The following is a 24,705-nucleotide window of genomic DNA, read 5'->3' as shown; positions in this document are numbered from 1 at the left end:
GCTTAACCGGCTTTATTTCGCTCTGCGACCATTTCCATGATTTCTTCCGGGCTCAGGTAGAATTTTTTTATCCGGTTCTTGTACTCCGGTGAAATTGCGGCATGGTTCAATATAAATTCCTTGGTCTTTAGTATATACTGCTCCATCCCGTTAGCCACCGCGAAGGCATCTGCCGTGCGTTCGGCCGCTTTGATCGAATTGCTGAAGAATAGGTACCTGAAGCCAAACCACATTAAATTTAACCCGGATCTGTGTGTATAGTCGAGGATATGCCCTAATTCGTGCCCCAGCCAGCCTATCATGATCTCGGGTGGAATATCCCTGGTCCTGAATTCCTGTCCGGAAATCTTGAACCGGTTACTGATCAACACATAATATTTTCTCTTTTCCTTAGCACCCAGTATGGTTTTAAAATCCGGCTGAGCCTGCATGGTAGATTTCCTGATATCTTCTTTGAATTTAAAGGTAATGTGGGTTTTTGCTAAAACCGGGTAATAGGAGAGGGCTTTTCGTGCTTCGTCTTCAATACTCGTGGGAACTGAGTGGTAGGGAGAGATTTGTTTTTGATGCATTTCTTAAGGGTAAAACTATGGAGTATGTAAAAAAAAGGCCACTCTGGCTGGTGGCCCTTTTCTTCTCAATGTAATGGTTTATTATTTGGAGTTCACAATAAATGCATGAATCACCCCGGGCAACCAGCCCAATAAGGTCAGTAATAGATTGATCAAAAATGTTCCTCCCAAACCGTGCTTTAGAAATACAGCTAGTGGTGGAAGGAGGAGATTTAATATAATGGTAACTAAAGACATATTCTATTGTTTTAATATTTCACCATAATATGCCAATTCTTTGGCAAACTCCCGGGTGGCATCAAAATAATATTTAGTCCATTCCAAATAAAAATGATAAACCTAGTACAAGTATAGCTGTACAGTAAGCATTGGGGAAAGAAGATCAATAAAAATCGTATTTTTAAGTACTAAACCCAGTATTGTGAAAAATGTAAATATTCATAGCCTGGCGATGCTTTTTATGTTGTTGTTCTAGCTGTTCCGTTGAAAGCAGGAAAAGATGAGGTTTTATCACCTTACTCGATTATTTGAATAATATATTTAATTAGTTATTTACAAGTTGTTGATTATAAAATTTTTAAAAAAATAATATGAAATTTATAAGAAGAGCGAAAGCGCAGTGGAAAGGAAGCGGGATGGAAGGATCCGGGAAACTGACAACCCAAAGCAATGTACTAAAAGACACATCATATTCCTTCTATACACGGTTTAAGGACGAAGTAGGAACCAATCCCGAGGAATTGGTAGGAGCGGCACATGCGGGTTGTTTTGCCATGCAGCTCAGTTTTGTGTTGAGTGAAGAAGGGCATGCCCCGGAATCTTTAGATGTAGACTCCAAGATCACCTTTGAAGATGGGAATATAACACACAGTACCCTTAGCCTTTCAGCAAAGGTTCCCGGTATAGAAAAAGAAGAATTTGAAAAGCTCGCTAAAAAAGCCAAGGACATCTGCCCTATCTCAAAATTGCTAAAGGCCGAAATTATCCTGGAAACCGAGTTAAAGAACTGATTTTGTCAACTATTTGAAAAAGCCAGGACCGGACTTTTTTTTTAGGCAATCTCTTGTGCTTTAGCAGGCTCAAAAGAAGAAGGTAATTCAAAAATCTTTAAGCCAAAGTAGGGTGTGGCGGCAATCAGGTGATCAAATATATCGGCCATGATATATTCATAATTTTCCCAGCGCTTATCTGTACTAAAGGCATAGATCTCTATAGGTATACCCTGGGGGGTGGGTGCCATCTGCCTGCACATCAGGGTCATCTTTTTATTGATGGCCGAATGCTGTTCCAGGTAAGTTTCTGCATATTTACGGAACAACCCTAAGTTGGTCAGGTTCCTGCCATTTATAGGCAGGGATTTATCGGCGTGGTGGTCCTTGTTATGCTGATCAATTTTCTCACTTCTCTGCGTAATATAAGCTGCGATCAGCTGTATCTTCTTCAAGGACTCCACTTCTTCTGAACCGAGGAAGCGAACACTGCTCTGCTGCAGTATGATTGCTCGTTTAATACGCCGTCCACCAGCTTCACGCATTCCCCTCCAGTTCTGGAAAGAATCAGCGATAAGGGAGTAGGTTGGGATAGTGGTAATAGTCATATCAAAGTTCTGGACCTTTACCGTGGCCAAATTGATCTCTACAACATTCCCATCAGCGCCAAACTTTTCAAAAGTGATCCAATCTCCTATACGAACCATGTCGTTCGCACTGACTTGAATACTGGCTACAAGGCCGAGGATAGTATCCTTGAAGATGAGTAAGATAATAGCCGAGGCGGCACCAAAACTGGCAAAAAACTTCCAGAGTGTACTCCCGGTGAGCAGAGCAATTACCATTAACAGGCCTGCCGCCCAGGCAAAGATCATAAACACCTGTATATAACTGTCTATCGGTTTATCTCTGAACCTGGGAAGTGTCTTAAGGTAATCTTTAATACTTGCCAGTACCCTTTTCACGATGCGTAACACCAGGATAACGGCAAATACCTGGAAAAATTTAAGCACCCAATATCCGATGGTTGGATAGTCTACGAATATCAGTTTTATCATTTCCAGGATAAAGACCAGCGGTAATAAGTGAGCTACACCGCGAGGAACCCGGTTGGTCACCAGGAAATTATCAAAATTGGTACGACTGCGCCTGGCGATATTTATGGTTACAAAGCGCAGTATCTTCCAGATGATATAATCCATCAGCAGGGCCAATAGGAGAGAGGTTGCAAACAAGGTGGTTATATTGAGCAGGTTGGCGGCATACTCACTCATGCCCAGCTCAAGGAAATAATCATACAGCAAGTGTATAAATCCGTTATCCATAGGTGGAAATTTTGAACAAAAGTACAGTAAAATAGTCGTTTGAGACCATGAATCCCCCATAGGCTGTTTCCAGGTATGGAATGATAACTGTGCTCCACCCATCCCTTGCTAATATTAAACGTCTGCCCGGACAATTTTTCGCAGTGTTCGTCCGTAAACAGGCGCTCAATCTTCATTTTATATGTAACTCTGGCAGGTAACTTTTAACCATAAGAAAATGAAACAACTGGTATTTATGATGGCACTGCTGATGACTTTAGGTCTGGCCGCCCAAAAAAAGAAAAATGGAACTGTTTATATTGAGCATCCTGCGATCAGCACGGTGGATGCGTTCAGCAAGGCCTGGGTGGAAGGTGATTCAGCCAGATTAGCTTCCTACCTCGCAGATGATTTTAAGGTATACAATGGTACCACGACTAATAAAGAAGCCAAAGGGGGTAACAAGGAAAATTTCTTGAAAGGCTTAAATTGGTGGCATAAAAATTTTAATCACCTGAGTGTTAAGCCTTCAGAAGGCGCATATCCCGATGCGATCGAGTACGACGACAGCGGGGTCTGGGTGCAATCCTGGGATCATATAAAAGGTGTTCATAAGGAGACGGGTGTAAAGCTCGACATGCCTATGCATCGCCTATACCGGATGGACAAGGACGGAAAAATAAACATGGTCATCAATTATAACAATTCCCAACCCTTCAGGGAAATATGGACCAGCCAGAAAGACCTAGTTAACGGGACGATATACAAGAACCATGAAAATATTAATACCGTAAGGAAAATGTTACATGCCATGGAATTCGGGGATTTTGATGAGGCTTACAGCTATTTCAGCCCGGATGCAAGTTTCAGGGACCTGGAAATGCCACCCGGTGAAAGCATGTCCCTGGAAGAGGATAAAATGTGGACCAAGAAATTTTTAGAAGATTTTGAAATTAAGAGTATCGATGTCCGCGGGTACCCTGATTACCTGGAGTACGACCTGGGTGATCAAAAAGACGTTTTATCCTGGTGGAACTTTTACCTGGTCAGAAAATCCGATCAGGCTAAGATCACTTTTCCGGTTATGTTTATTCATGGCTTTAATGATGAAGGTAAGATCACAGATAGTATGGGATATTACAGCAGTGCTGTACTGAAAGCAGAGGGGAAGAAGTCGGATACCGCCTCAGAATAGGCTTACATATTGTTAAGATTATGTAAAACCCCCGGATTAACCGGGGGTTTATTCGTTCAGCCGTTCAATATTTCCTAGTTTTGTCGTTTATAACAGTATTGAAAATTAGATAATTAAGTTTAGATGAGCAAAGTAAAAGAAAACGACACAGTACTAGTACATTACACTGGAAAATTAGAGAATGGTCAGGTTTTTGACAGTTCTGAAGGAAGAGATCCACTTGAAATTCAATTGGGTCAGGGAATGTTGATTCCAGGTTTTGAAGAAGGACTGATCGATATGGAGGTCAAAGAAAAGAAGACCGTTACTGTTCCTCAGGATAAAGCCTACGGAGACGTACGCAAAGAACTCTTCCAGGAGGTACCGAAATCAGAATTGCCTCAGGAGATTGAGCCGGAAGTAGGAATGGGTCTTATGGCTCAGAACCCTGACGGTTCCCAGCGTCAGCTTAGGGTAGCTGAAGTACACGATGAGCACATCGTGATAGACGCTAACCATCCTTTAGCAGGACACGACTTGGTTTTTGACCTGGAAGTTGTAGAGATCAAAGGATAATATTCCCAGGAATTTAATTTCCGGATAGATACATTAAACCACCCTTTTCAGGGTGGTTTTTTTGTTTGTAAAAAACTCTTTCTCAATATATTGAAGCACGGGATGCACTTCTGTACGACTTTATCAAAATTTTATGAGAGTCGATTTTGAAATGTATTAATATTGCGCTAGTTTTTTACAAAATCGCATTAATTTATGATAAAACGTGTTCCATTATTCTTAGCTGCATTATGCTTCGTCCAAATGCTTCTTGCACAGCCTTCTTTGCCTATTGCCCAGAAGGAGGAAGTGAAGCCCCTGACGGAACTTCACAGCGAAAAATTAAGGAAATTGCTTAAATCAGAACTTTGTAATAACCCTACCTGGAAAAAGCTGATCAACAATAAGAAAATGACCGTCGGCTTGGTCGATCTGTCAGACCTGGATAATGTCCGATATGCCGGCTTAAATGACGACCACATGATGTATGCGGCTAGCCTGCCGAAAATTGCAATTCTTTTGGCTGCCATGGATGCCATGGAGGATGGAACACTGAAAGAAACTCCGGAGGTTATAGAAGATCTTACCCTGATGATAAGGAAGTCAAATAATCAGGCCTCTACCCGGATGATAGACCGTTTGGGCTATGACCGAATAGAATCTACCTTGCGCAACCCTAAATATAAACTTTACGATGAAGAAGAGGGGGGAGGCCTTTGGGTCGGGAAGCGCTATGCTGCCGGCGGACTCAGGCATCCTGAGCCTATGAAGGGTCTGAGCCATGCTGCAACTACCAGGCAAGTGAGTAACTTTTATTATATGTTGGCCATGGGTGAACTGGTGAGTAAAGAACGGTCTGAGCAAATGTTGGATATCATGGTAGACCCAGGATTACATCATAAATTTGTGAATACCCTTGACCGAATTGCACCCAAAGCAAAACTTTACCGAAAATCGGGATCCTGGCGAAACTATCACTCAGATTCTGCTCTTGTCTGGGGCCCTAACCGGCGTTATATCATTGTAGTGCTGGTAGATGACGCTTATGGGGAACAGATTATGAGAAGAGTAGTTCGCCCCCTTGAAAATGTTATCAAAAAAAGCCACCAATTATAAGTACTTTTGAGCAGACCTAATAAGCCGGTATGCTCAAAACTACCTTAAAGAAACTTTTCCTGCTGAGGGACGGTGAATTCCGGGTATCACTGCTGATGCAGTTGTATATCTTTTTGATCATTACCGTTTTACTTATCGTAAAACCAACGGTTAACGCCTTGTTCCTGTCCGAACTGGGTGCAGGATACCTTCCTTACGGCTATATGCTGACTGCCCTGATCGCTATGGGCAGTTTTTACTTTTACAGCAAGGCAGTCCACTATTTCTCACTCAGGGTTATCATCTATTCGAGCCTCGTCTTCTTTTCAGCCTGCTTCATTTTACTAAGCCTGCTGATCCACTTTAAGCTCATAAACACCTTTTCCCTTTTTGCCTATTACATCAGTGTATCGCTTTTCGCCGTACTCACCACATCACAATTCTGGCTCTTTGCCAACATGGTATATAATTCCCGGGAAGCTAAACGATTGTTCAGTTTTATTGGTGCAGGTGCTATATCCGGGGGGATCATCGGCGGCTACCTGACCTCTATTATAGCTTCTAATTTTGGTAATAAATTCGCCATACTGCTGTCAGCAGTTTTACTACTATGTTGCATCCCTATCCTCCATAGCGTCTGGAAATTGCGAATATCCAAGTTAAACCTGTATACCCGGAAACAGCGCACCAGAGCAAAGACAGAACAGGAATCCCCGGCGTACAGGCTTATCCTGGATTCCAAGCACCTTTCTAACCTTGCCGGGATTGTTGCCGTAGGGGTCGTTGTAGCTAAATTGGTTGATTTCCAATTCAGTGATTACGCCAACAAATTAATTCCGGACTCTGATGACCTCGCCTCGTTCTTCGGTTTCTGGTTTTCTACCTTCAACGTACTGGCCTTGTTGATCCAATTACTATTAACCACCCGGATCATGGATCGCCTCGGGGTTGCGAGTACCTTGTTACTTATGCCTCTTGCACTGGCCATGGGAAGTTTATTATTCCTGACCTTCCCGGAATTGTGGGTTCTGGTGCTTCTTAAAGGTATAGACGGCAGCTTTAAACAATCAGTGTATAAGGCTGCCCTGGAGCTTTCTATTATGCCCATCCCGTTCCAAATTAAGAACCAGGCCAAATCTTATATCGATGTTGTGGTGGACAGTATCTCCGGTGGAATCGCCGGCCTCTTACTCTATTTCGTGATCCGGAAAATGGAGATAGACACCATTTATATCACCATCCTGATTCTGCTATTTCTTTTTGTCTGGATCATACTGATATACAGGTTGCGTGAAGCATATTTTGACTCGTTCAGGAGAAATCTTAAAAGCTCCATAGATCCGGTGGCCAAGGATAAGAAAGGGGATAGGAGGGCAGCTACCCTTAGGCATGCAAAGCAAATACTGAGTAAGGGCACGGAGGAAGAAATTCTCAGGTTGCTCGATAAGTTGGATGATTATAAGCTAAAAACTTTACAACCCGATATCATAGCGCTGCTGTACCATCCGGATAACAAGATTAAAACGAAGGCGCTCAAATTGCTGCATTTCTACGATAAAGGCACGGCGTCCAAAAAGGTGGTCGGGCTCTTAGAGCTCGAAGATCGTGAAGTGGTCCTGGCAGCTATGGAATATATTTTGGATAACACTCACATCAATGACGTGTACGTCTTTAATACCTACCTGGATCATCCGCAAGCCCAGATTGCCGACGCAGCCCTATTGTGCCTGGCACAGGATGCGACGAACAATGAAAAACTTGGGGCGCGCTACCATTTGGCAGAGCGTATCGGTCAGCGAATTAAAATTACCCAAAGCGCATCATCACCATCAGAACAGTTCCTTTCAGAATTGCTGTTGGTTATTGGTCATGCAGGACTACCCGAATTTTATCCCTTTATTGAAGAACACATAGATAAGCCTGAAGAAGCGGTGGTCAAAAAAGCGATCAGGGCAGCAGGTCTTACTGCAGATCAAAGATTTATACACCCCTTGCTCAATGCGCTTAAGGAAAAGAAATATAGAAAGGCGGGGATAAAGGCCCTTAAAAACTACGGGCAGGAAATTTCAAGAACCCTGTATGCGATGGCGGAACAGGAGTTATTAGAAGACCAGGTTAAGCCTTACCTGCCCGATGTTATCGGATCCTTTCACAACCAGCACTCGGTTAACACCTTATTAAAATTATTAAAGAACCGCGATGTCCGGACTCGTTTAGCCTCCGCTAAGCACCTCCGGAAACTTAAATTATCCAACCCTAAATTACGATTCCCGGACAGGCTGATCAACAGATATATTATACGGGAAACTAAGTACTATAAGAACACGATCTGGTCTATTAATACTGTAGAGGCATCTTTGAACTTAAGCCAGGATCCCGAGAAGCAGAAAGACCTGCTGAACCTTCAGATTGCAAGGGAAGAATTACTACAGATTCTTTACCAGCAATTAGACCTCAGTTTCCAGGCTATTTTTGAATTGCTCAGTATAAAATATCACCATGCAGACATCGAAGTGGCGTACTATGGGATAAAAAGCCAGAAGGAAGACACGGTGAATAACGCGCTGGAATTCCTGGATAACCTTTTACACAATCGCCTGAAAGGTGCTATTCTTCCCCTGTTGGAATACCGCATCCTTGAAAATATTGATCAGAAGAATGCCATGCCTGCTATGAAAAAGATGAACGAACATAAATGCATCAGTATGCTAGTGGCCAACCGCGGAAAACGGGTAAAATTGGCCAGCTTGCGCATCATAGATGAGCTCAGGGATCAGAAATACAAAAAAGTGGTCAGGAAACTGTCCAGTCATAAAAACCCGGAGGTCAGTGAACTCGCTAAGCAGGTAATGAAGCGCCTGTCAACTTCTGTTTAGATCAATGTAATATCCTATCTATAGCTGTAGCGAGGTACATATGTTCCCCTGCAGAATTTTTATTTAATACATTGGTCATGAGGCAAACGATGTAACGGGTTCCATCCGGATGTTCTACCAGGATAACAGAATTCATATAATTAAAGACATTTCCTGCATAATCGCCGCAATCGGGATTTTTTTGGCGATCACATTTGTAGAAACTCCCTGATTTAAAATATACAGCGGCATCATTGAGCCTTGGTGAATGGGCATATCGAATGCGCCGGTCTGTAAGGTACATCAGTCGCTTCATCTCCAAGCTAGAAGGGGCATCTATGGCTTCTCCCTGCTCCATCTTCAGCATAAATTTCATCAGGCCTACAGGCGTTCCTATACTGCCACCCTTTCGACTCACATACCGGTCTGGTCCATTAGTGAAAAAACCTCCCAATCGCCATTCGTCTTCAGTGATTCCCATTTCCCTCAGTGGATCGTTAACAATAGCATGAGACAGGTTGGTCAGGGAATCACGTGGAGTTTCCTTGAAGAATCTTTCAGATTCCTCCGGTGTTAAGGTGAGGTAATCTTCTCCAAGTGCTGCCATAAGCAAGGCTTCCCTGTATACAACGCTAGCTGCCCCGTTATTGCTGACAGAGACCATGTGATCTGCCCATTCAAATAAGGTAAATTCATCTTCAGCCCTGACAGTACGTCTGCTCAGCTTTTCTGTTTCCGGGTTATATATGGGTACCGTATGATGGTCACCCGTACCCCATATCCCTGACTTTACCTTACGATTCTTCAGCAGAGCAATCCGTTGTTCAAAATCTTCCGGACATAATTTAGCCAACTGGTCAAATAAAGCGATCAATACGGCCAGTTTCCCTACGCTCCCGGGTTGATAACCAATATTCTCCCTGTAAGCAGAATAGCGAAGAGAATCGGGTTTAGTGATGTCCATTACCGTTGCCGAATAGCCCTTTCCCGGAAAGAGCTTATTGATCTTCTCTGCGAAACCCCGGTCTTCTGTAAGTAGTTCCTCCATAGAGTCTCCCTGCCTGGATAGTAGGTTTAGCCTTATTTTATCCATTTTAAGGTAGGCCCCTTTGGGAATTCGAGTATAGGGGACACTGTCTTCCTGGAATTTCTGTATTTGCAGCAACCTGGTAATCCCACTCCTCTCATAGCCGTCTATTGGATACAGGAACAAGCCCAGTGATGTGAGTATAAAAAATGTACTGATGAGTAGAAAATGGGTACGCATATTTTAAATCTTTGTATCTAGTTCAATCTTAAAATTATCTGGCTTCTCCGGGCTGATACTGTTCAGGTATTCTGATGTCCTGGCATTGTTATTCTCGACAAATGGTCTGATCTGGAACAACCAGAGTTTATTATCCCGGAACCCGAGCTCTACATCGTAGGCCCCTTGGTAAGAAGCATCCTGGGTCTCCGGAATCTTTTTACGGATCTCCGAAGCTATTGCCCTGATCGATTCAATATTCCCTGGATTCAGTATTGGTTCTTCGTAAGTGGCATAGTGTTTTTGAACACCTCCTGAGACCGGAAGCCGGATGTAATCTGGCTGCCGGGCAGGGGAGAGGAGTTGCCAGCTATGATCTGTAATGAGGTAGGTCTCGGCTGATTGGCCGTCTACAGCACCTCCAGCACCCCTGCTGAAAGCTACCGTAAGGTCTTCTTCGGTCCCAACATTAATTCCCTTGGTTATCATAACGCCCGAATAGTCGACATCCACACTGGGAATGATCAAAATGGAAGGGTAAACATTTTCAGGGTTTAAGAGGTAGCTTTGCCTCCACTTAAAACTGCGTTCGCTATAGGGTGATGCCCACACATTTTTCACACCCTGGAGAATCTTCTCACGTTCCAGGATATTAAAAAGAGTAAGGTTAAGTCCGGCACCTGTAAATTCCTTCAAGTCTTCCATATTGGTGTCACTACGCAAGAAGACCGGTACATCGCCCATGCTGCCACCCAGTACATCTTTAAATTGCTCCTCCAGGGCATTAGTGAATTCATCGGACAATTTTATACCCCGGATCGCATCTGCCAGGACCTTCAGCTTGGATAGCTGGAATTCTTCTACTTGTTTTTCAGAAGAACCTGCCTGCCTCATTTGGTCGGCCTCTTTAAACGTCCTTGTCAAGAATTCCCAGTAAGAAAGATCTTTTCCCGGCATTGGATGTTCCATATGTTGCCTGAATATCCCGAAAGGGATCACCAGGCCTTCTACAACATGCTCCGGGAACAATTTCTTAAGTTCTCCCAGGTTGGCAGCCTTAGGACCACATAACGCCCCTGAATCATCCGCGTCCACTTCGCGCAAACTCAGTACTTGTGCTGCGGCAGTATTAATATTCTCTGTAGGTACTGTGATCTTGTTGCTGTTCCTGCTTTGGGAACTGAAGAGTTGGTTTTCTTCTGCTGTCATATTCGCGGCCGACTTCATTACGACATTTCCAGCAGGGGTGACTGCATAAAATACCTCTGTACCGTCTTTTGATCTGAGTTCCTGCAGGTTAGTTTCTGAAAGGGCTGCATTCGGTATTCCCAGGTTCCTGGCCAGTAATTGTACATGAGAAACCAGGTTTCCTTCGGAGACGGTCATAATGCCTGCTACCGGCTTAAGATCAGCCGGGGGTCTCTGGAATACGTAAATTTTATCTGTTTCCACCTCTATAGCTTCAGGATCCCCTGCTACAACGACCAGGGTTCCTTTGGCATATCCGGGGTTAAGACCACGAATGGCGCCTTGGTCAGCAATATTGAATACCTTGTTTTCCAAGGAAGATTTTAAGGAAATATAGTCGCCCAGCCTGCTGACACTTTCTCCCAGGCCAAGACTTACAGAGCTGCGAATCCGGTCATCGAGAAAGGTACGGGCCAGGGGCTCAAATTCTGAATACCGGTTAACCTCGGTTCCGTAAACTGCTTTTACCATTGCTGCACTCCATTCTACAACGGAACGTGCCGCTCTCTGGAAGGTTAACATATTCTCCATGCTAATTTCTTCCTGCCCGTCCTGTACCATTAAAGCATCATTTACGGCTTCCCATTCATGTGCTTCTATCAAACCCGACCCCATACTGGCGTAAGACAAGGTATAGATCTTCTCCAGGAGTTGGCGAATGTTATCGGGGTTCCAATCCTGTAATTGTTTGATAAGTTCATTCTCCAGGTCAATACTCATATCCAGGATCATCAATCGATCTTCCGGTTTTTCGAGACTTGTGACATTCTCACGAACCTCGCAGAGCATATCGGCAATACCTTTCACTATGGTCTCGGCATCGTTCTCATGGTGCAGGGCCATCAGGGAGGCTTTTAAGGCTTGGGTGAACAGATTATCCCCTTGTACTTGCTCCACCTTTGCCGCAAGGGCGGTCATACTAACCGGGCTGTGAAATTCCTCCATGGTTTTCAGCAACTCGTTCATGTCCCGTATAAGACCGGGGGTTAGTTTGTCCCGTTGTTTATCCAGGAATTTCCGAACCATAGTGATATCTGTAGGTTCGGGTTTACCATGGATCTTGATCCTGGCATCCATAAAAGGGGCGTAGGCTTCAGAGATCACCTTACTCTGGCTTCTCATATCCTGTGCGACATTCGTATCCCCGGAATGTGGTACATCCCTCAGGGACTGCCTGAGCAGGTAATAGTGCTTCTTTAAGATAGAATCCCGGGAAAATAGCTCCTTATAGAAGTCGATCCCCCATGCCTGCTCATCTTCGGACTGAATTGCACCCCGGTAGAATTGTGCTCTTCGCATTATCCATCCGTCATCTACACTGGCAAGGTAGCGTCCTATCTGGTATTGTTTCAGCCTGCTCTGGTTATTTTCATGATCCCAGAATTCACCATTATCCGTGGCTGCGAGAATCTGCCCGAAATACAATTTATTCTTCTTTGCCAAGGAGAGAACATCCTGCTTGTAGCTGGCATGCTGAATTCCACCTCCAATACTATCCGGGCAGGGATCACGGGGTTCCCTTATAGATCCATCATTGCAGAACCAGCGTATCCTATGATAAGGACCCCGTGGATCTTTTTTAAAATCAACGATATATTCTTTGATGGTGCTGTTCGGAATTTCTTGCGCGTCCAGGGTAAAGAGGGGTAGAAAGAAAAAGCTAATAAACAGGGTATAATAATACTTCATAAAGTCATTTTGTAAATTGATGGCGATACATGGTCAATCAAGTGCGTAGGATCACTGCCACCAATATAAGCTATTTTAAAGCCTTGTTTTCTTATTCTATAATATAATGTATAGGCTTAAAGGTGCCGCCATTGCTGTCTTCGGCAGAACATGCAGTCAGAGCTACGACCAGGTCCTTCAGCGCTTTAAATCGTATCCTGTCCCCAGCTCGGGATGTAGGTGGGACTACCGTGATCTTTCCTGAAGTCTCAAATTGTACATTCATAAAAATATTAAAGGCAGTCGGAATATCATCCGGCAGGATGTCAAATTTTTCAAGATTCAGGCAAAGGTTTTCAAAACAGCTGGGATGGTACCCTTCAATCCCGTACATAATCTGAAAGGTTTCAGGGGAGCATGGTGCCAGGAGGAAATCGTTCCGACCGTTGGTATCTTCAAGGATCTTAATTAATTTATTAGACCTGTTACTCCAGAGATGATGTCCTTCGGTAATGAGAATGGTCTCCTCAAAATCGAGTGTCTTGCCCGATGATAATTTCTCTCCTTTGTCTAAAGCATTGAACAATACCATATCACTGACTTGTCCCCCCTCAGGATCTACCACGGTTAAGACCTGGTCTTTCTTGAGGAGAAAACTTGTGCCGCTCTGTTTTGGGATTATATTCATTCGTTTTCTGCTTCTAATTGTTTCCTGTAGAAAGGACATTGCCAGGCGCCCGGCACCTGTCGGCCACTGTATTGCCTGGCTTCACTCGAGGTGCCAAAATCACTGAGCATGGGGTTCACGGACCCGTTCCTCTCTTTATCACGTTCCCGTATCGTATCCCTTATACGCTGGTAGGTACCCATTTCCCGTAATTGCTCAAACTGCCAATGGAGGTTGAAAACAATGCAGGGCACAGGACTGCGCCGGGCCAGCCTTGAACTTTTTGGATGCATGCCCACTATATAAAAGGCTTTCCCAAGCAAACTAAAGCTAAAATCCGGAGCGTCTGGATCCGAACTCACATCGGGATCCCAGTCTTTATCATCCTTGAGGTGTAATTGCTGCAGTTGTTTCCATAACAGTTGTTCATATTCAACTTCCGTTTGTATGTTCATTTCGGGAAAAGCAGCGATAAAACTATAGAATTCCGTGGATGAGAAATCGTAATTATCCAGGTAGTTCTCCAGGTCATCCAGTAGTTTATCCGTGGTCTGCGCACTACCCATTGCCGGGTAGGCCTTAAGTTTAAAGGTATCCAGTTTAAACATGGTCCTGGCCATAATACAGGGATGATCTTGGTCCAGAATAAAATGGTGAAATTCCTGCCTAAGGTGATTTTCAATATGCTTATCCATAAAGGTCTTATAAAAAGTCTAACTCCGTAAAATTAGGTCGAAGGGCCTTTCTCCTTTAACCCGATAGTCATATCCTTTAATCGATTTAGTGATCATTCAGCACTTCTTTTATTTCTAGAAGCTACTCGATCAGCATAATGTGCATCTCTTTGCCCAATGGGATCATCTTCCCCCACTGTGCTATCTTTTCTAACCTGGTGTTCGCTCTCCGCGTTAATTTCGGCACCGAGCAGGATGATAAATGCTGTTAAGAAAAACCACAACATCAGGATGATCACGGACGCAAAGCCACCATAAGTATTACCAAAATTCCCAAAGTTATTCACGAACCAGGTAAACAAAAGGGAACCTAACAGCCACAATAAGCTGGCAGACACCGCCCCGGGGCTCACCCAGCGGAATTCAGGATTATCCCGGTCCGGACCAATTTTATAAAGGAAGGATAGCCCCATCATGATTATAAATCCTAACAAGAACCATCTTAAAACACCGACCAGTAATTCTAAACCGCCGGAGAGATTGAGTCCCGAGAGGTAGGAGGGAAAGGCAATTATAACACCGAGACTAAGAACCCCAACCACAATAGAAAGCAAGGTAATGCCTAGGGTAATGGCTTTTCTCTTGATAAAACTGCGATCGTCAGATTCATGGTATGCTATATTCAGGCCTTTAAAGATGGCCGTTGTTCCTTTATTGGCACTCCATAAACTGAAAAGGATACTCAGGGCGATACTCCATCCAAGTGCTTGCTGGGATTGCTGGCTTACGGAAGTCATCACATCCCTGATCAAACCAAAGGCCTGGGATGGTAGTGACCCCTGTAGATGGGATAACTGTTGGTTCATGGACGATGGGTCCATTATAAGACTATAGATAGAGACAAAGGCAGCTATGGCGGGGAAAATCGCGAGGAAAAAATAAAAAGCAATCCCTGCTGCGACAATCTGTACATGATCATTAGACAATTGAGTTTTAACTCGTTTTAGAATATCCCACCAGCCCGAGCCTGATATCTCGGTAGGGGAGGTAGTTTTGTTGTTGTCGGTTCGTGTAGTATTAGACATATGAAAAGTTTCAGTTCTTTAAATCGTTTTAACCAATGGGGATAATCTATTGATTTGCTGTATAGAATGGTGACAGGAAAAGGGCAAAAATTGACCGCATTAGAAATCTTAGATAAAACCCTCTGTACCTAAGAAGATAGATGTTTGTTATCTTTAAAGAGTAATTCAAAAGAAATTTATGAGCAGAGGATTTGTAAAGGAAGATGACCAGGAAGAAGTACCATTTATTTCCCCCAGGGCAGACCTGCCGGATGGGTCACCCAATTACGTCACAGCGGCTGGGATGCAAGAGCTTTTGGATGAACGGAAGGACCTTAATGAAGAACGAGAGGGGTTGCAGATCGAAACTGAAAAAGATCGGAGGATTGCTCAGAATATCATAGATCTTAAACTAAAACAGCTCAATGAGCGGATAAGCAGTGCCAGGGTAGTGGAGACCACTGAAGAACCACTGGAGACTGTACGATTTGGCTGCGTGGTGACCGTGAAGATGGATTTGACCGATAAACCACAGAAATTCAGAATTGTCGGGGTAGATGAGGCTGATATAAAGAAAGGTAAAATAGCGTTTACTTCACCCTTGGCAAAGCAGTTGTTGCACCAGGAAAAGGGCAGTACGGTTAATTTGAAATTGCCTGCAGGGGACCGTTCCATCCAAATACTCTCTATCGAACCCTGATCAGTTCAGTTCTCCGGGAACTAAGGATTTTGGATTAAAAGGTAACACCTCTCCGGGGTTCAGGTTCCCAATATGAAATTGGCCAATACGGACACGGATCAGCCTGAGGGTAGGAAAACCCACAGCTGCCGTCATTTTCCTCACCTGCCTAAATTTACCCTCTTGGATGGTTATGCTGATCCAGCTACTTGGCCGGTGAAGACCAATCCTTAAGCGGGGGTCGGCAGGAGGGAGGGAAGGGTGTTCCTCCAACATTTGAACCCTGCAGGGCTGCGTATTATACTTCTTACCTTCGAACCCAATTTCAATACCATTTTCCAGTTTTTTCAGAGCTTCCTGATCAATTTCGCCGTCCAGTTGTGCGTAATATTCTTTCTCCAAACCCGATTGGTTGACCCAGTCACTGAGTTTACCATCGGTGGTCATCAGTAGTAATCCTTCAGATTTTTCGTCCAGGCGGCCAATGGGCATGGATCCGGGAGGGAAGTGGTATAATTCGGAAAGGAAGCGTTTCTTGGAGCGTTGCTTGGCATTGCCCGAGCTGAGTTGGCTGAGCATGCCACAAGGCTTATACAGGAAAAAGTGGTTCTTCATATGTAAAAGAAGTAATCTACAACATTAATCAAACCCGATCTCTTCCAGGTTTCCATGACTAATCTTAATGGCTTCCAGGGGATCAAGGTCAAAGGTGTTGTCCTGTTCTACCATGTAGTATTCCATACCAGCGGTTTCTTTATGTTCCAGGATCCTGGAAAAATCAATAGTGCCGGTGCCTACCGGGGCAAATTTTCCATCCTCGTCCATATCTTTTACATGCCAGATCTTGAACCTGCCGGGGTACTTTTCAAAATAGGCCAGGGGATCTGCGCCTGCTTTGGTTACCCAGAAAAGGTCCATCTGGAAATTGACCAATTCAGGATCCAGGTTCTCAAGCAGGTAATCAATGGGCACAATGCCATTTTCATTTTTCATGAATTCAAAATCGTGGTTGTGGTAGAGCAGTTGTAACCCTGCTTTATTAGCTTTCTTACCAAGGGATTCCAGTATATCGGCCAATTCTTTTACCGTTCCTGTCATGCCCATGGAATGAGTCTTATTGTCATAAAAAAACCGGCCCATAGGAGGTACGGGAATAACAAAATAAGTAAACCCAGCTGCTTTAACGTCGGCCATCATCTGCTCCGCATTTTCAAGGGTTACACTGCCTTGGTGAGTGCTTACCGGGTTCAGTCCAACTTGCTGGAGGTAGTCCTTAAATTCAGACGGACTCATATTGTAGAATTTACCGTCATCATAGCCCGCGGCTTCAATATTTGCATAACCGGCATCTGCAACCGATTTAAGGGTGGCCTTGGCGTCTTTTCCCATATGATCGCGTACGGTGTAGAGAGCAAGTCCGCCGTATTTCTCTTGTGATTGACCCTGAAGAAGAGTGACAAAAAAGAACAGCAGCAGTAAGTTGAAAGACAATTTAATAGAGAGCGGAGTTTTCATAGATACAGGAATAATGATCTTTTAAAATTAAGGAAAGTTGTTTAAATAGTGGTTGAAGCGTATTAAAATGCACAGTCATTGATGAGATTGGATCATTAAATAAGAATAAGGTGCGTGCAGATGCATCCTAAAATACTGTAATATTGCCTTTTAATCAACGGAGCAACCTATGCAGACCAAAACGAACGTACCTTTAATCATAGCCGCATTCTTCGCTATATATGTGATCTGGGGGTCAACCTACCTGCTCAATAAGATTGCTGTGACAGAATTACCGCCATTTATGTTGGCGTGTATTCGCTTTGTTACAGCAGGACTGTTAATATTCCTGATCGCAAAGCTGATGGGGAAGGGCCTGGCCATAACGCCACAGCAATTAAAAAACAGTACTATAGCCGGTTTCCTATTTATTAGTTTCGGTAATGGGCTGGTAGTTTGGGCACTGCGATTCGTGGACAGCAATTTTGCCGCGCTGGAAATATCTGCTCAGCCTCTGATCATACTATTAATGATGTGGTTGATACAAGGTAAAAAAATCCAGCCTATGTCTTTGGTCGGAGTATTCCTTGGCATCTGCGGTATCTATTTGTTGATCAGCCAGAAGACTGTAGTGCAGCAAGAAAATTCGTTTTTGGGAATCTGTATGATCTTTGCGGCTATGTTGGCCTGGGCGTATGGTAGTCTATTTGTAAGCAAGGCCGAATTCCCTAAGAATTTCTTTGTGAATACTGGCTACCAGATGTTGACCGGGGGTATCATTCTCGGCTTAATGAGCCTAGCTTTCCGGGAAAACTGGAGTATGCCATGGGCTTGGAGTGCGCGGACCAACTGGTCCATGCTGCTCTTGGTGATCTTTGGCAGCATCGTAGCATTTACATCTTTTAATTTCCTGCTCAAATCCGTATCGCCGGAAAAAGTAGCCACCAATACATATGTAAACCCGATTGTCGCCATGTTCCTGGGAGGATATTTTTTAAAGGAACCGATCACGACTCAATCTATAGTAGCAGCCGTAGTCTTACTTACCGGAGTCTATTTTATCAATACCAAGAAGAAACTGGTATTACTCTCACGATTCAGGAATAACAAAGTATCTGTAGAGGACAGGGGCATCGATTAATGAAACAGACCCTGCTCTTAATAGTTCTATTTTACATAATGTAAATTATAGTGCAGATATCTACTTAGGTAAAGTGCATCAATAGTATCGGATTGGTTTATATATAAGGTATACTAACTTATAATGAAATTATACCTGCAGATATTAGCTAATTATAGTTTTGAACATATCGCTCTTCCTGATAACATTTCTGAAATTATTTCTCAGCGTCCGGATATTTTTCAACATCAATGACCATATGAACTTCAGTTTAACTGGGGATATTGAACTAATTAGTTAATTATCCAATTGATCTCTTTATATCTTATAGACTCAATGTATACTTCCTGCAATGAAGAACCCTTTACTTGATTACGAGGCGGGATTGTAAGTCCCCCGGCGCTGTCCCTTTGTACCTATGTAACTTTGTCCCTTTGCAACCTTGTCCCTTTGTAACCTTGTCCCTTTGTAACCTTGTCCCTGTGTACCTTTATCCCTCCACACTGCAAGCTTTATGCAGTGAATCCCAATATCATGTCTCCGGGACGGGATTGTAGATCCCCCGCCGTTGTCCCTTTGTAACTTTGTCCCTTTGTAACCTTGTCCCTCCACACTGCAAGCTTTATGCAGTGAATCCCATTATCTTGACCCCGGAGCGGGATCGCAGATCCCAGGCTTTGTCCCTATGTACCTGTGTCCCCATGTACCTTTGTCCCTACGTACCTTTATCCCTCCGCACTGCAAGCTTTATGCAGAGAATCCCATTACCTTGACCCCGGGGTGGGATCGCAGATCCCCAGTTCCTTTCCATTTCTAACTGTACCACTGCAACTTGGTAACCCTTTAACCTTGTCCCTTTGTAACCTTGTCCCTATGTACCTTTGTCCCTTTGTAACCTTGTCCCTACGTACCTTTATCCCTCCACACTGCAAGCTTTATGCAGTGAATCCCATTATCTTGACCCCGGGGCGGGATCGCAGATCCCCGGCTTCTTTCCATTCCCAACTGTACCACTGCAACTTGGTAACCCTGTAACCTTGTCCCTTTGTAACCTTGTCCCTTTGTAACCTTGTCCCTATGTACCTTTGTCCCCATGTAACCTTGTCCCTTTGTAACCTTGTACCTATGTACCTTTGTCCCTATGTACCTTTGTCCCTATGTACCTTTGTCCCTATGTACCTACGTAACCCCATATAACTTAAACAGTCCAATTCCCATCCTTAAAGATCAACTTTATACCTTCTAAAGCGCAAAATCAATTTTATGGAAACACTAACAACCACAGGCGCTGCCGTACTTTTATCTCCTTCGCCGGCGACAGGAATTTTCCTTTAAATCTCCGGCAGTCCTAACAGATGGAAACAACAATAAAGCGCTCTCCCGGGATGGGCGCTACAATACAGGGTGGGATCACAACATTCAGAGTTTGGGCCCCAAATGCCGAAAAAGTTTTTGTGATCGGTGATTTTAACGACTGGAACCGAACCAACTTTGAACTGGAACATGAAGATGCCGGCTACTGGTCCGGCGCCACAGACCTGGCTCAACCCCAACAACAATATAAATACCTGATCCATTACCAGGGACAACAACTGGAACGGAATGATCCCTATGCTTTCGAGGTAACTAATAGTGACGGTAATTCTGTGATCAGGGAACTTAATTTCAACTGGGATGGGGATGATTTTACAATGCCAGCCTGGAACACCCTGGTGATATATGAATTACATGTCGGAACCTTTAATCGCAAAGACCCGGAAAAAGTCGGGACTTTCGCCCATGTTGTTGAAAAGCTGCCCTACCTCGCCGAATTGGGTGTTAATTGTATAGAACTGTTACCAGTGGCCGAATTTGCCGGCGGTATTTCCTGGGGTTACAATCCTGCTCACCCCTTCGCTATTGAGCAGGATTACGGAGGCCCGGAAGGTCTTGCTTACTTAGTCAGGGAGGCCCACCGCTCCGGGATCGCTGTGATTATGGATGTGGTATATAACCACTTTGGCCCTTCGGATGTGGATCTATGGCAATTTGACGGCTGGAGTGAAAATGGTAAAGGTGGAATCTATTTCTACAATGATCACCGGAGCCAGACTCCCTGGGGTGATACCCGCCCGGATTACGGCAGACAGGAAGTACGCCAGTATCTCAGGGATAATGCTTTGATGTGGATAGAGAAATACCACTGTGATGGGCTTAGACTGGACGCAACTTCCTATATACGGTTTGAAGGAGGTGGCTTGGGTGATGACAAGGCCATTGACGAAGGGAATCAGATGATGCAGGAGATCAATGCTGAATTGCAGCAGAAATATCCTCAGGTCCTGACCATTGCTGAAGACTTAAAAGGACACTCCTTTATCACCGATGACATAGCGGCTGGGGGTATAGGGTACGGCTCACAATGGGATATGAACTTTGTTCACCCTGTCAGGGAAGTTTTGACCGATACCCATGACGACAGCAGGGATCTCCAGAAGATCATCGATGCCCTCACCTACTCCTACAGCGGCGATGTATTTCGCAGGATTATCTATACAGAATCCCATGATGAAGTGGCCAATGGCAAAGCCAGGGTTCCGGAGGAGATCCAGCCCGGAGATGCTGAAAGCGGGTTTGCCAAGAAAAGAGCGATTTTAGGTTTAGTACTGGTGCTAACAGCTCCGGGTATACCGATGATCTTCCAAGGGCAGGAGTTTATAGAAGACGAATATTTCCAGGATACTGAACCGCTGGACTGGAATAAACTTGATAGGCATCCCGGCATATTCAGATTAGTTTCAGACCTGGTGAAACTCAGAACGGGGGCTTATAGCGGAACAGGTGGTTTAAGAGATCAGGCTATTGAGGTTGTTCATTCAAATCAGGAGACCAAAATATTGGCCTTCCGAAGGGGGGGCATGGAAGAGCCACTATTGATTCTGATGAACTTCAGCGCTGTTGATCACCAGGATTATATGATAGGCCTGGACGATGGCCTGGAATGGAAACTACGGCTTAATACCGTGTGGAAAGGATATGATGAACATTTCTCCGATCTGGAGGTCAGTGAACCGGAACTGGAACATTTTTCTACCGATCAAAAAAACATCTCCGGCAAATTCAATATCCCGGCATATGCAGCATTAATTTACAGTTTGTAGAGGTTTGATGCTCAGCATCAGAAAATCAAATTATAGCGCACTTGTTTCCCCTACAGACGCTATAATTTTAAATGTAAATATACATTCATGAAAAATATAATTAGAGCAATTGTTGCCGGCTATGGCGCTAAGAAAATTGGCGGGGGTAAATGCGGTTGTATCGGTACAATAGTGGTATTCCTGATCTTGTACTGGTTATTGGGATACGTTTTTGAAATTTTTTAAACTAAAATTGACAAACAGCCTCGATAATATCTGCTAATTTTGCCGGATGGTTAAACCTAACAGCTCCCAGGTAGAATTTGTAGGGTTGATGGCGTCACTTATGGCTATCGTCGCCCTGGCCCTGGATGCCTTACTCCCGGCACTGGATGTTATTGGGCGTTCTATAGGTACAAGCGACCCGACAGAGAACCAACTGCTGATAATTCTTTTTTTCCTGGGCCTGGGTTCCGGACCTTTGATCTTTGGACCGGTATCGGACAGCCTTGGACGCAAGCCGGTGGTTTTCATGGGTTTTACATTGTTTATTTTAGCTAGTGCTCTATGCGTAAACGCAGCTGACCTGCAAACCATGGTTATAGGCCGCATTTTACAGGGCATCGGGCTTTCTGCACCCAGGACCATTAGTATTGCCATGATTCGCGACAGTTACAGCGGTGACCGAATGGCAAGGATTATGTCTTTTGTGACTGTTGTATTTATTTTGGTTCCGGTTATAGCACCTGCTTCCGGGAAACTGATTATGGATATTTATGATTGGAGAGCCATTTTTTATGCCCAGGTGATCTGCAGCTTATTAGTTTGTCTCTGGTTTTGGCGGCGACAGGCGGAGACCTTGCTCCCATCTAACCGTAAACCTTTTAAAATAAAGCTATTCAGCCAGGGATATAAAGAACTCATCAAATACCGACAGACCATGATTTACACCTTGATTTCCGGGTTTATAACCGGGTCTTTCCTGGTGTATCTCAGTACATCCCAGCAAATTTTTGAGCGTCAATACGAGCTGCAGGAAAGCTTCCCTTATATCTTTGCCGGTCTTGCCATAACTATAGGAACAGCCACATTTATGAACGGAAGCCTGGTCATGCGCTTTGGCATGCAAAAACTGATTACTGTTTCCCTGTTTTCATTTTTTGCTGTTTCTCTGGCTTACGTACTTCTTTTTCCCTCCGGGAATAATCCCCATCTCGCAGTTTTACTGACCTTCTTTGGGCTACAGTTTTTTGCCATTGGTTTTCTCTTCGGTAACCTTAGAGCCATGGCCATGGAACCCGTTGGCCATATCGCCGGGATTGCTGCGGCACTTACAGGCTTTCTTTCCACACTGATGGCTGTACCAATAAGTACCTTTATAGGACAGTTTGTACTAGGTACTGCCCTGCCATTATTTATTGGATTCTCAATCTGCAGCTTTATTTCCATACTTCTACTGGGGGTAGCAAGATCCTCAGATATCCGGGAATGGCGATTAAAATGGGTACGTACTAAGTCATAAAGAAAGCCGTGACTTATTGTAGACACGGCTCTCTTAACTAATTCAACAATCAGTTGTAATAAAGATATTTAAAGTATTTATAATCAGTTACTTAGCTTTTCTGCTAATTCTGATTTACTTGTACTGACACCATATACACCCTGGTCTACCTCCATAGCCTTGGTGGCGGATAAATCTCCAACATAGACGGCGTCCATTCCAATATCTTCAATAAGCTGCCGCGTTACTTCACGACTTTTCTCATCCTGGGCTGCATAAGGTACTGCAAGCTTTTCTGTGTCCCTGAATGCTCTCTTTTTAAGATGCTCTGCATGGATGGTATTAAATGCTTTAGAGGTGAGGGCTGTACTGAATTTTATCGCCGTATATTCGGTAGCATTTCTATTACTATCCCGGACTTCCTGGGCAATATCCCCATCTCGGTCGGGATAGGGATTGGTGGCATCTATTACTACTTTCTGCCCATATTCCCCAGCAAATACCTCTGCTATCCTATTCACTTCCTTAAACGGAACTGCGAGCAGGTATGCATCTGCTTTGGCCTCAAAGGCTTCAGCAACGCTAACCGCCTTGGCATTCTTACCCGCATCATGCACGAGCGAATTTAATTCTTCAGGGTGCCTGGAACTGAATAATACTTCATGGCCCGCCTTGGCCCAATGCTTACCCAGGGTTCCTCCTATATTTCCACTTCCTATTATTCCTATTTTCATCATTTAAGTTTTATGCGTTAGCTTGTTTGTAATTTGTTTCTGATCCCCTTGCCGGGTAATCTTTCTCCAGGATAAAATCCACGGCCTTTAACACCTCGGCTAGTCTTGGCCGGGCAAAGGGCATGGTCTGCACGGAACCGGCATAAAGATTTTGGTCCGGACGTACCAGGAATAGCCCCGGTTCAAAGAATTGTTCCGGTTCTTTTTCCGATATAGCTCCTGAGATATACAACCCCCATTCCCGGGCTTGCTCCATACTCATTCCATATCCCAATGGTAATCCGGGGATATCCCATTCTTCTGCAGTCTTTTTAGCAAGTTCCTCCGTATTGGTACTGATCGCAATGATATGTACTCCCCTATTTGCAAACTTCTCACGAAGTTGCGCCAGGTCCTCGAGGTAACTTTTACAAACCGGGCAGTGCAATCCCCTGTAAAAAATAACCAGGGTGAAATTTTCCGGATCTTGTGCATATAGATCCCACTCCGTACCATTTATGAGCGATACTTTTAACTGTGGGACTTTTTCATTAGGTATTAACATATGTTTCTTTTTTAATTTACGGTTACTTGTTCTGGCTGCAGCTCCTTTTTCAATTGCTTATAAGCTCTTAGCTGAGGCCTGGTCAGGATATTTGCCATTTCGGCATTCTCCTGTTGTGAAAGCTTTTTCATTAAGGTCATCCTTTCGCGAACAGGCAAGTCCATCTGGTCAATTTCTTGCCTGCGGATCTGGAATTCCTCCACTTTCTGCCGGAACTTGTTTCCCTGCTCAACGGTCATTCCTAATTCTGCCTGGTAACTGCTAGTTAAGGCAACAGCAATCTCCTCTGCTGTCTGATCTTCAGATTGCAAGTAGGGATCCTGGGCTTGAACTGACAACTGGGTCAGAAATAGACTTATCAGTAAAATATAGGGAGCTAATTGAATTTTCATACAGTCATCGT

23 protein-coding genes are annotated in these 24,705 nt (G+C 44.2%); 10 read left to right on the top strand and 13 right to left on the bottom strand.

The genetic code is table 11. The annotated features are described in order from the left end of the window. Positions 1 to 2: 2 nt before the first annotated feature. Both PP178_RS08025 and PP178_RS08020 read right to left on the bottom strand, forming a co-directional pair. Positions 3 to 572 (bottom strand): hypothetical protein, encoded by a 570-nt coding sequence (locus PP178_RS08025; RefSeq protein ID WP_272593824.1) that lies wholly within the window; start codon positions 570 to 572, stop codon positions 3 to 5. An 81-nt stretch (positions 573 to 653) separates the two neighbouring features. Continuing rightward, on the bottom strand, positions 654 to 809 hold the full coding sequence (locus PP178_RS08020; RefSeq protein WP_272593823.1) for a YqaE/Pmp3 family membrane protein: 156 nt from the start codon (positions 807 to 809) through the stop codon (positions 654 to 656). Positions 810 to 1,162: 353 nt separating this feature from the next. Between PP178_RS08020 and PP178_RS08015 the strand changes: the two genes are divergently transcribed. Then, positions 1,163 to 1,582 (top strand): OsmC family protein, encoded by a 420-nt coding sequence (locus tag PP178_RS08015; RefSeq protein ID WP_272593822.1) that lies wholly within the window; start codon positions 1,163 to 1,165, stop codon positions 1,580 to 1,582. A gap of 41 nt (positions 1,583 to 1,623) precedes the next feature. Here the strand turns inward: PP178_RS08015 and PP178_RS08010 are convergent, their stop codons facing one another. Continuing rightward, a complete protein-coding gene (locus PP178_RS08010) occupies positions 1,624 to 2,886 on the bottom strand; it encodes a mechanosensitive ion channel family protein (protein WP_272593821.1) in 1,263 nt (420 codons plus the stop codon). A gap of 217 nt (positions 2,887 to 3,103) precedes the next feature. On the opposite strand from PP178_RS08010, the gene PP178_RS08005 reads away from it, so the two are divergent. The 4 genes from PP178_RS08005 (at position 3,104) to PP178_RS07990 (ending at position 8,565) form a co-directional block, all read left to right on the top strand. Then, positions 3,104 to 4,060: a nuclear transport factor 2 family protein gene (locus PP178_RS08005; RefSeq protein ID WP_272593820.1), complete on the top strand. Its 957-nt coding sequence runs from the start codon at positions 3,104 to 3,106 to the stop codon at positions 4,058 to 4,060. Between the two features lie 123 nt (positions 4,061 to 4,183). Beyond that, positions 4,184 to 4,615: an FKBP-type peptidyl-prolyl cis-trans isomerase gene (locus PP178_RS08000; RefSeq protein WP_272593819.1), complete on the top strand. Its 432-nt coding sequence runs from the start codon at positions 4,184 to 4,186 to the stop codon at positions 4,613 to 4,615. A 195-nt stretch (positions 4,616 to 4,810) separates the two neighbouring features. Then, on the top strand, positions 4,811 to 5,710 hold the full coding sequence (locus PP178_RS07995; RefSeq protein WP_272593818.1) for a serine hydrolase: 900 nt from the start codon (positions 4,811 to 4,813) through the stop codon (positions 5,708 to 5,710). A gap of 29 nt (positions 5,711 to 5,739) precedes the next feature. Continuing rightward, positions 5,740 to 8,565 carry an Npt1/Npt2 family nucleotide transporter gene (locus PP178_RS07990; protein WP_272593817.1) on the top strand — a complete coding sequence of 942 codons (2,826 nt, stop codon included), beginning with the start codon at positions 5,740 to 5,742 and terminating at the stop codon, positions 8,563 to 8,565. Position 8,566: 1 nt separating this feature from the next. On the opposite strand, the gene PP178_RS07985 is transcribed toward PP178_RS07990, so the two are convergent. The 5 genes from PP178_RS07985 to PP178_RS07965 form a co-directional block, all read right to left on the bottom strand. After that, entirely contained in the window at positions 8,567 to 9,811 is a 1,245-nt protein-coding gene (locus PP178_RS07985) for a serine hydrolase (RefSeq protein WP_272593816.1), read from the bottom strand. Between the two features lie 3 nt (positions 9,812 to 9,814). Next, positions 9,815 to 12,727: a PEP/pyruvate-binding domain-containing protein gene (locus PP178_RS07980; protein ID WP_272593815.1), complete on the bottom strand. Its 2,913-nt coding sequence runs from the start codon at positions 12,725 to 12,727 to the stop codon at positions 9,815 to 9,817. 91 nt (positions 12,728 to 12,818) lie between these two features. Then, positions 12,819 to 13,394: an urea carboxylase-associated family protein gene (locus PP178_RS07975; protein ID WP_272593814.1), complete on the bottom strand. Its 576-nt coding sequence runs from the start codon at positions 13,392 to 13,394 to the stop codon at positions 12,819 to 12,821. Continuing rightward, positions 13,391 to 14,068, bottom strand: coding sequence for a guanitoxin biosynthesis heme-dependent pre-guanitoxin N-hydroxylase GntA (gene gntA, locus PP178_RS07970; RefSeq protein ID WP_272593813.1), 678 nt, complete (start codon positions 14,066 to 14,068; stop codon positions 13,391 to 13,393). Before gntA ends, PP178_RS07975 begins: the two co-directional genes overlap by 4 nt. Before the next feature lie 92 nt (positions 14,069 to 14,160). Beyond that, entirely contained in the window at positions 14,161 to 15,132 is a 972-nt protein-coding gene (locus PP178_RS07965) for a YihY/virulence factor BrkB family protein (RefSeq protein WP_272593812.1), read from the bottom strand. Positions 15,133 to 15,310: 178 nt separating this feature from the next. On the opposite strand from PP178_RS07965, the gene PP178_RS07960 reads away from it, so the two are divergent. After that, positions 15,311 to 15,811: a GreA/GreB family elongation factor gene (locus PP178_RS07960; RefSeq protein WP_272593811.1), complete on the top strand. Its 501-nt coding sequence runs from the start codon at positions 15,311 to 15,313 to the stop codon at positions 15,809 to 15,811. Here PP178_RS07960 and PP178_RS07955 read toward each other — a convergent pair whose 3' ends face one another. Next, a complete protein-coding gene (locus PP178_RS07955; protein WP_272593810.1) occupies positions 15,812 to 16,405 on the bottom strand; it encodes a pseudouridine synthase in 594 nt (197 codons plus the stop codon). 24 nt (positions 16,406 to 16,429) lie between these two features. After that, on the bottom strand, positions 16,430 to 17,305 hold the full coding sequence (locus PP178_RS07950; protein WP_272593809.1) for a sugar phosphate isomerase/epimerase family protein: 876 nt from the start codon (positions 17,303 to 17,305) through the stop codon (positions 16,430 to 16,432). Between the two features lie 169 nt (positions 17,306 to 17,474). On the opposite strand from PP178_RS07950, the gene PP178_RS07945 reads away from it, so the two are divergent. The 4 genes from PP178_RS07945 (at position 17,475) to PP178_RS07930 (ending at position 23,045) form a co-directional block, all read left to right on the top strand. Further along, positions 17,475 to 18,425 carry an EamA family transporter gene (locus PP178_RS07945; RefSeq protein WP_272593808.1) on the top strand — a complete coding sequence of 317 codons (951 nt, stop codon included), beginning with the start codon at positions 17,475 to 17,477 and terminating at the stop codon, positions 18,423 to 18,425. 1,334 nt (positions 18,426 to 19,759) lie between these two features. Further along, the gene (locus PP178_RS07940; RefSeq protein WP_272593807.1) at positions 19,760 to 21,544 is read left to right on the top strand and encodes an alpha-amylase family glycosyl hydrolase; all 1,785 of its coding nucleotides are present in this window, start codon (positions 19,760 to 19,762) and stop codon (positions 21,542 to 21,544) included. 87 nt (positions 21,545 to 21,631) lie between these two features. Next, on the top strand, positions 21,632 to 21,769 hold the full coding sequence (locus PP178_RS07935) for a hypothetical protein (protein WP_272593806.1): 138 nt from the start codon (positions 21,632 to 21,634) through the stop codon (positions 21,767 to 21,769). Positions 21,770 to 21,815: 46 nt separating this feature from the next. Further along, a complete protein-coding gene (locus PP178_RS07930; RefSeq protein ID WP_272593805.1) occupies positions 21,816 to 23,045 on the top strand; it encodes a multidrug effflux MFS transporter in 1,230 nt (409 codons plus the stop codon). A gap of 83 nt (positions 23,046 to 23,128) precedes the next feature. On the opposite strand, the gene PP178_RS07925 is transcribed toward PP178_RS07930, so the two are convergent. Genes PP178_RS07925 through PP178_RS07915 form a run of 3 tightly spaced genes read right to left on the bottom strand, consistent with a single transcriptional unit; the run spans position 23,129 to position 24,694 of the window. Continuing rightward, on the bottom strand, positions 23,129 to 23,758 hold the full coding sequence (locus PP178_RS07925; protein ID WP_272593804.1) for an NADPH-dependent F420 reductase: 630 nt from the start codon (positions 23,756 to 23,758) through the stop codon (positions 23,129 to 23,131). A gap of 10 nt (positions 23,759 to 23,768) precedes the next feature. After that, positions 23,769 to 24,302 (bottom strand): peroxiredoxin-like family protein, encoded by a 534-nt coding sequence (locus tag PP178_RS07920; RefSeq protein WP_272593803.1) that lies wholly within the window; start codon positions 24,300 to 24,302, stop codon positions 23,769 to 23,771. An 11-nt stretch (positions 24,303 to 24,313) separates the two neighbouring features. After that, a complete protein-coding gene (locus PP178_RS07915; RefSeq protein WP_272593802.1) occupies positions 24,314 to 24,694 on the bottom strand; it encodes a hypothetical protein in 381 nt (126 codons plus the stop codon). Positions 24,695 to 24,705: the final 11 nt, after the last annotated feature.

It is taken from the genome of Zeaxanthinibacter sp. PT1 (genome assembly GCF_028464225.1).
GTDB lineage: Bacteria > Bacteroidota > Bacteroidia > Flavobacteriales > Flavobacteriaceae > Zeaxanthinibacter.
Note: the sequence above shows the minus strand (reverse complement) of the source record. Positions and strands in the feature narration are given on the sequence as shown.

Bases quoted from the DNA above. Each gene is read 5' to 3' on its own strand.
- PP178_RS07975 (WP_272593814.1), bottom strand. From the start codon at position 13,394: ATGAATATAATCCCAAAACAGAGCGGCACAAGTTTTCTCCTCAAGAAA.
- PP178_RS08020 (WP_272593823.1), bottom strand. From the start codon at position 809: ATGTCTTTAGTTACCATTATATTAAATCTCCTCCTTCCACCACTAGCT.
- PP178_RS07925 (WP_272593804.1), bottom strand. From the start codon at position 23,758: ATGAAAATAGGAATAATAGGAAGTGGAAATATAGGAGGAACCCTGGGT.
- PP178_RS07920 (WP_272593803.1), bottom strand. From the start codon at position 24,302: ATGTTAATACCTAATGAAAAAGTCCCACAGTTAAAAGTATCGCTCATA.
- PP178_RS07985 (WP_272593816.1), bottom strand. From the start codon at position 9,811: ATGCGTACCCATTTTCTACTCATCAGTACATTTTTTATACTCACATCA.
- PP178_RS07995 (WP_272593818.1), top strand. From the start codon at position 4,811: ATGATAAAACGTGTTCCATTATTCTTAGCTGCATTATGCTTCGTCCAA.
- PP178_RS08010 (WP_272593821.1), bottom strand. From the start codon at position 2,886: ATGGATAACGGATTTATACACTTGCTGTATGATTATTTCCTTGAGCTG.
- PP178_RS08005 (WP_272593820.1), top strand. From the start codon at position 3,104: ATGAAACAACTGGTATTTATGATGGCACTGCTGATGACTTTAGGTCTG.
- PP178_RS07980 (WP_272593815.1), bottom strand. From the start codon at position 12,727: ATGAAGTATTATTATACCCTGTTTATTAGCTTTTTCTTTCTACCCCTC.
- PP178_RS07935 (WP_272593806.1), top strand. From the start codon at position 21,632: ATGAAAAATATAATTAGAGCAATTGTTGCCGGCTATGGCGCTAAGAAA.
- PP178_RS07955 (WP_272593810.1), bottom strand. From the start codon at position 16,405: ATGAAGAACCACTTTTTCCTGTATAAGCCTTGTGGCATGCTCAGCCAA.
- PP178_RS07990 (WP_272593817.1), top strand. From the start codon at position 5,740: ATGCTCAAAACTACCTTAAAGAAACTTTTCCTGCTGAGGGACGGTGAA.
- PP178_RS07940 (WP_272593807.1), top strand. From the start codon at position 19,760: ATGGAAACAACAATAAAGCGCTCTCCCGGGATGGGCGCTACAATACAG.
- PP178_RS07945 (WP_272593808.1), top strand. From the start codon at position 17,475: ATGCAGACCAAAACGAACGTACCTTTAATCATAGCCGCATTCTTCGCT.
- PP178_RS07915 (WP_272593802.1), bottom strand. From the start codon at position 24,694: ATGAAAATTCAATTAGCTCCCTATATTTTACTGATAAGTCTATTTCTG.
- PP178_RS07950 (WP_272593809.1), bottom strand. From the start codon at position 17,305: ATGAAAACTCCGCTCTCTATTAAATTGTCTTTCAACTTACTGCTGCTG.
- PP178_RS07965 (WP_272593812.1), bottom strand. From the start codon at position 15,132: ATGTCTAATACTACACGAACCGACAACAACAAAACTACCTCCCCTACC.
- PP178_RS08000 (WP_272593819.1), top strand. From the start codon at position 4,184: ATGAGCAAAGTAAAAGAAAACGACACAGTACTAGTACATTACACTGGA.
- PP178_RS08025 (WP_272593824.1), bottom strand. From the start codon at position 572: ATGCATCAAAAACAAATCTCTCCCTACCACTCAGTTCCCACGAGTATT.
- PP178_RS07960 (WP_272593811.1), top strand. From the start codon at position 15,311: ATGAGCAGAGGATTTGTAAAGGAAGATGACCAGGAAGAAGTACCATTT.
- PP178_RS07930 (WP_272593805.1), top strand. From the start codon at position 21,816: ATGGTTAAACCTAACAGCTCCCAGGTAGAATTTGTAGGGTTGATGGCG.
- PP178_RS08015 (WP_272593822.1), top strand. From the start codon at position 1,163: ATGAAATTTATAAGAAGAGCGAAAGCGCAGTGGAAAGGAAGCGGGATG.
- gntA (WP_272593813.1), bottom strand. From the start codon at position 14,068: ATGGATAAGCATATTGAAAATCACCTTAGGCAGGAATTTCACCATTTT.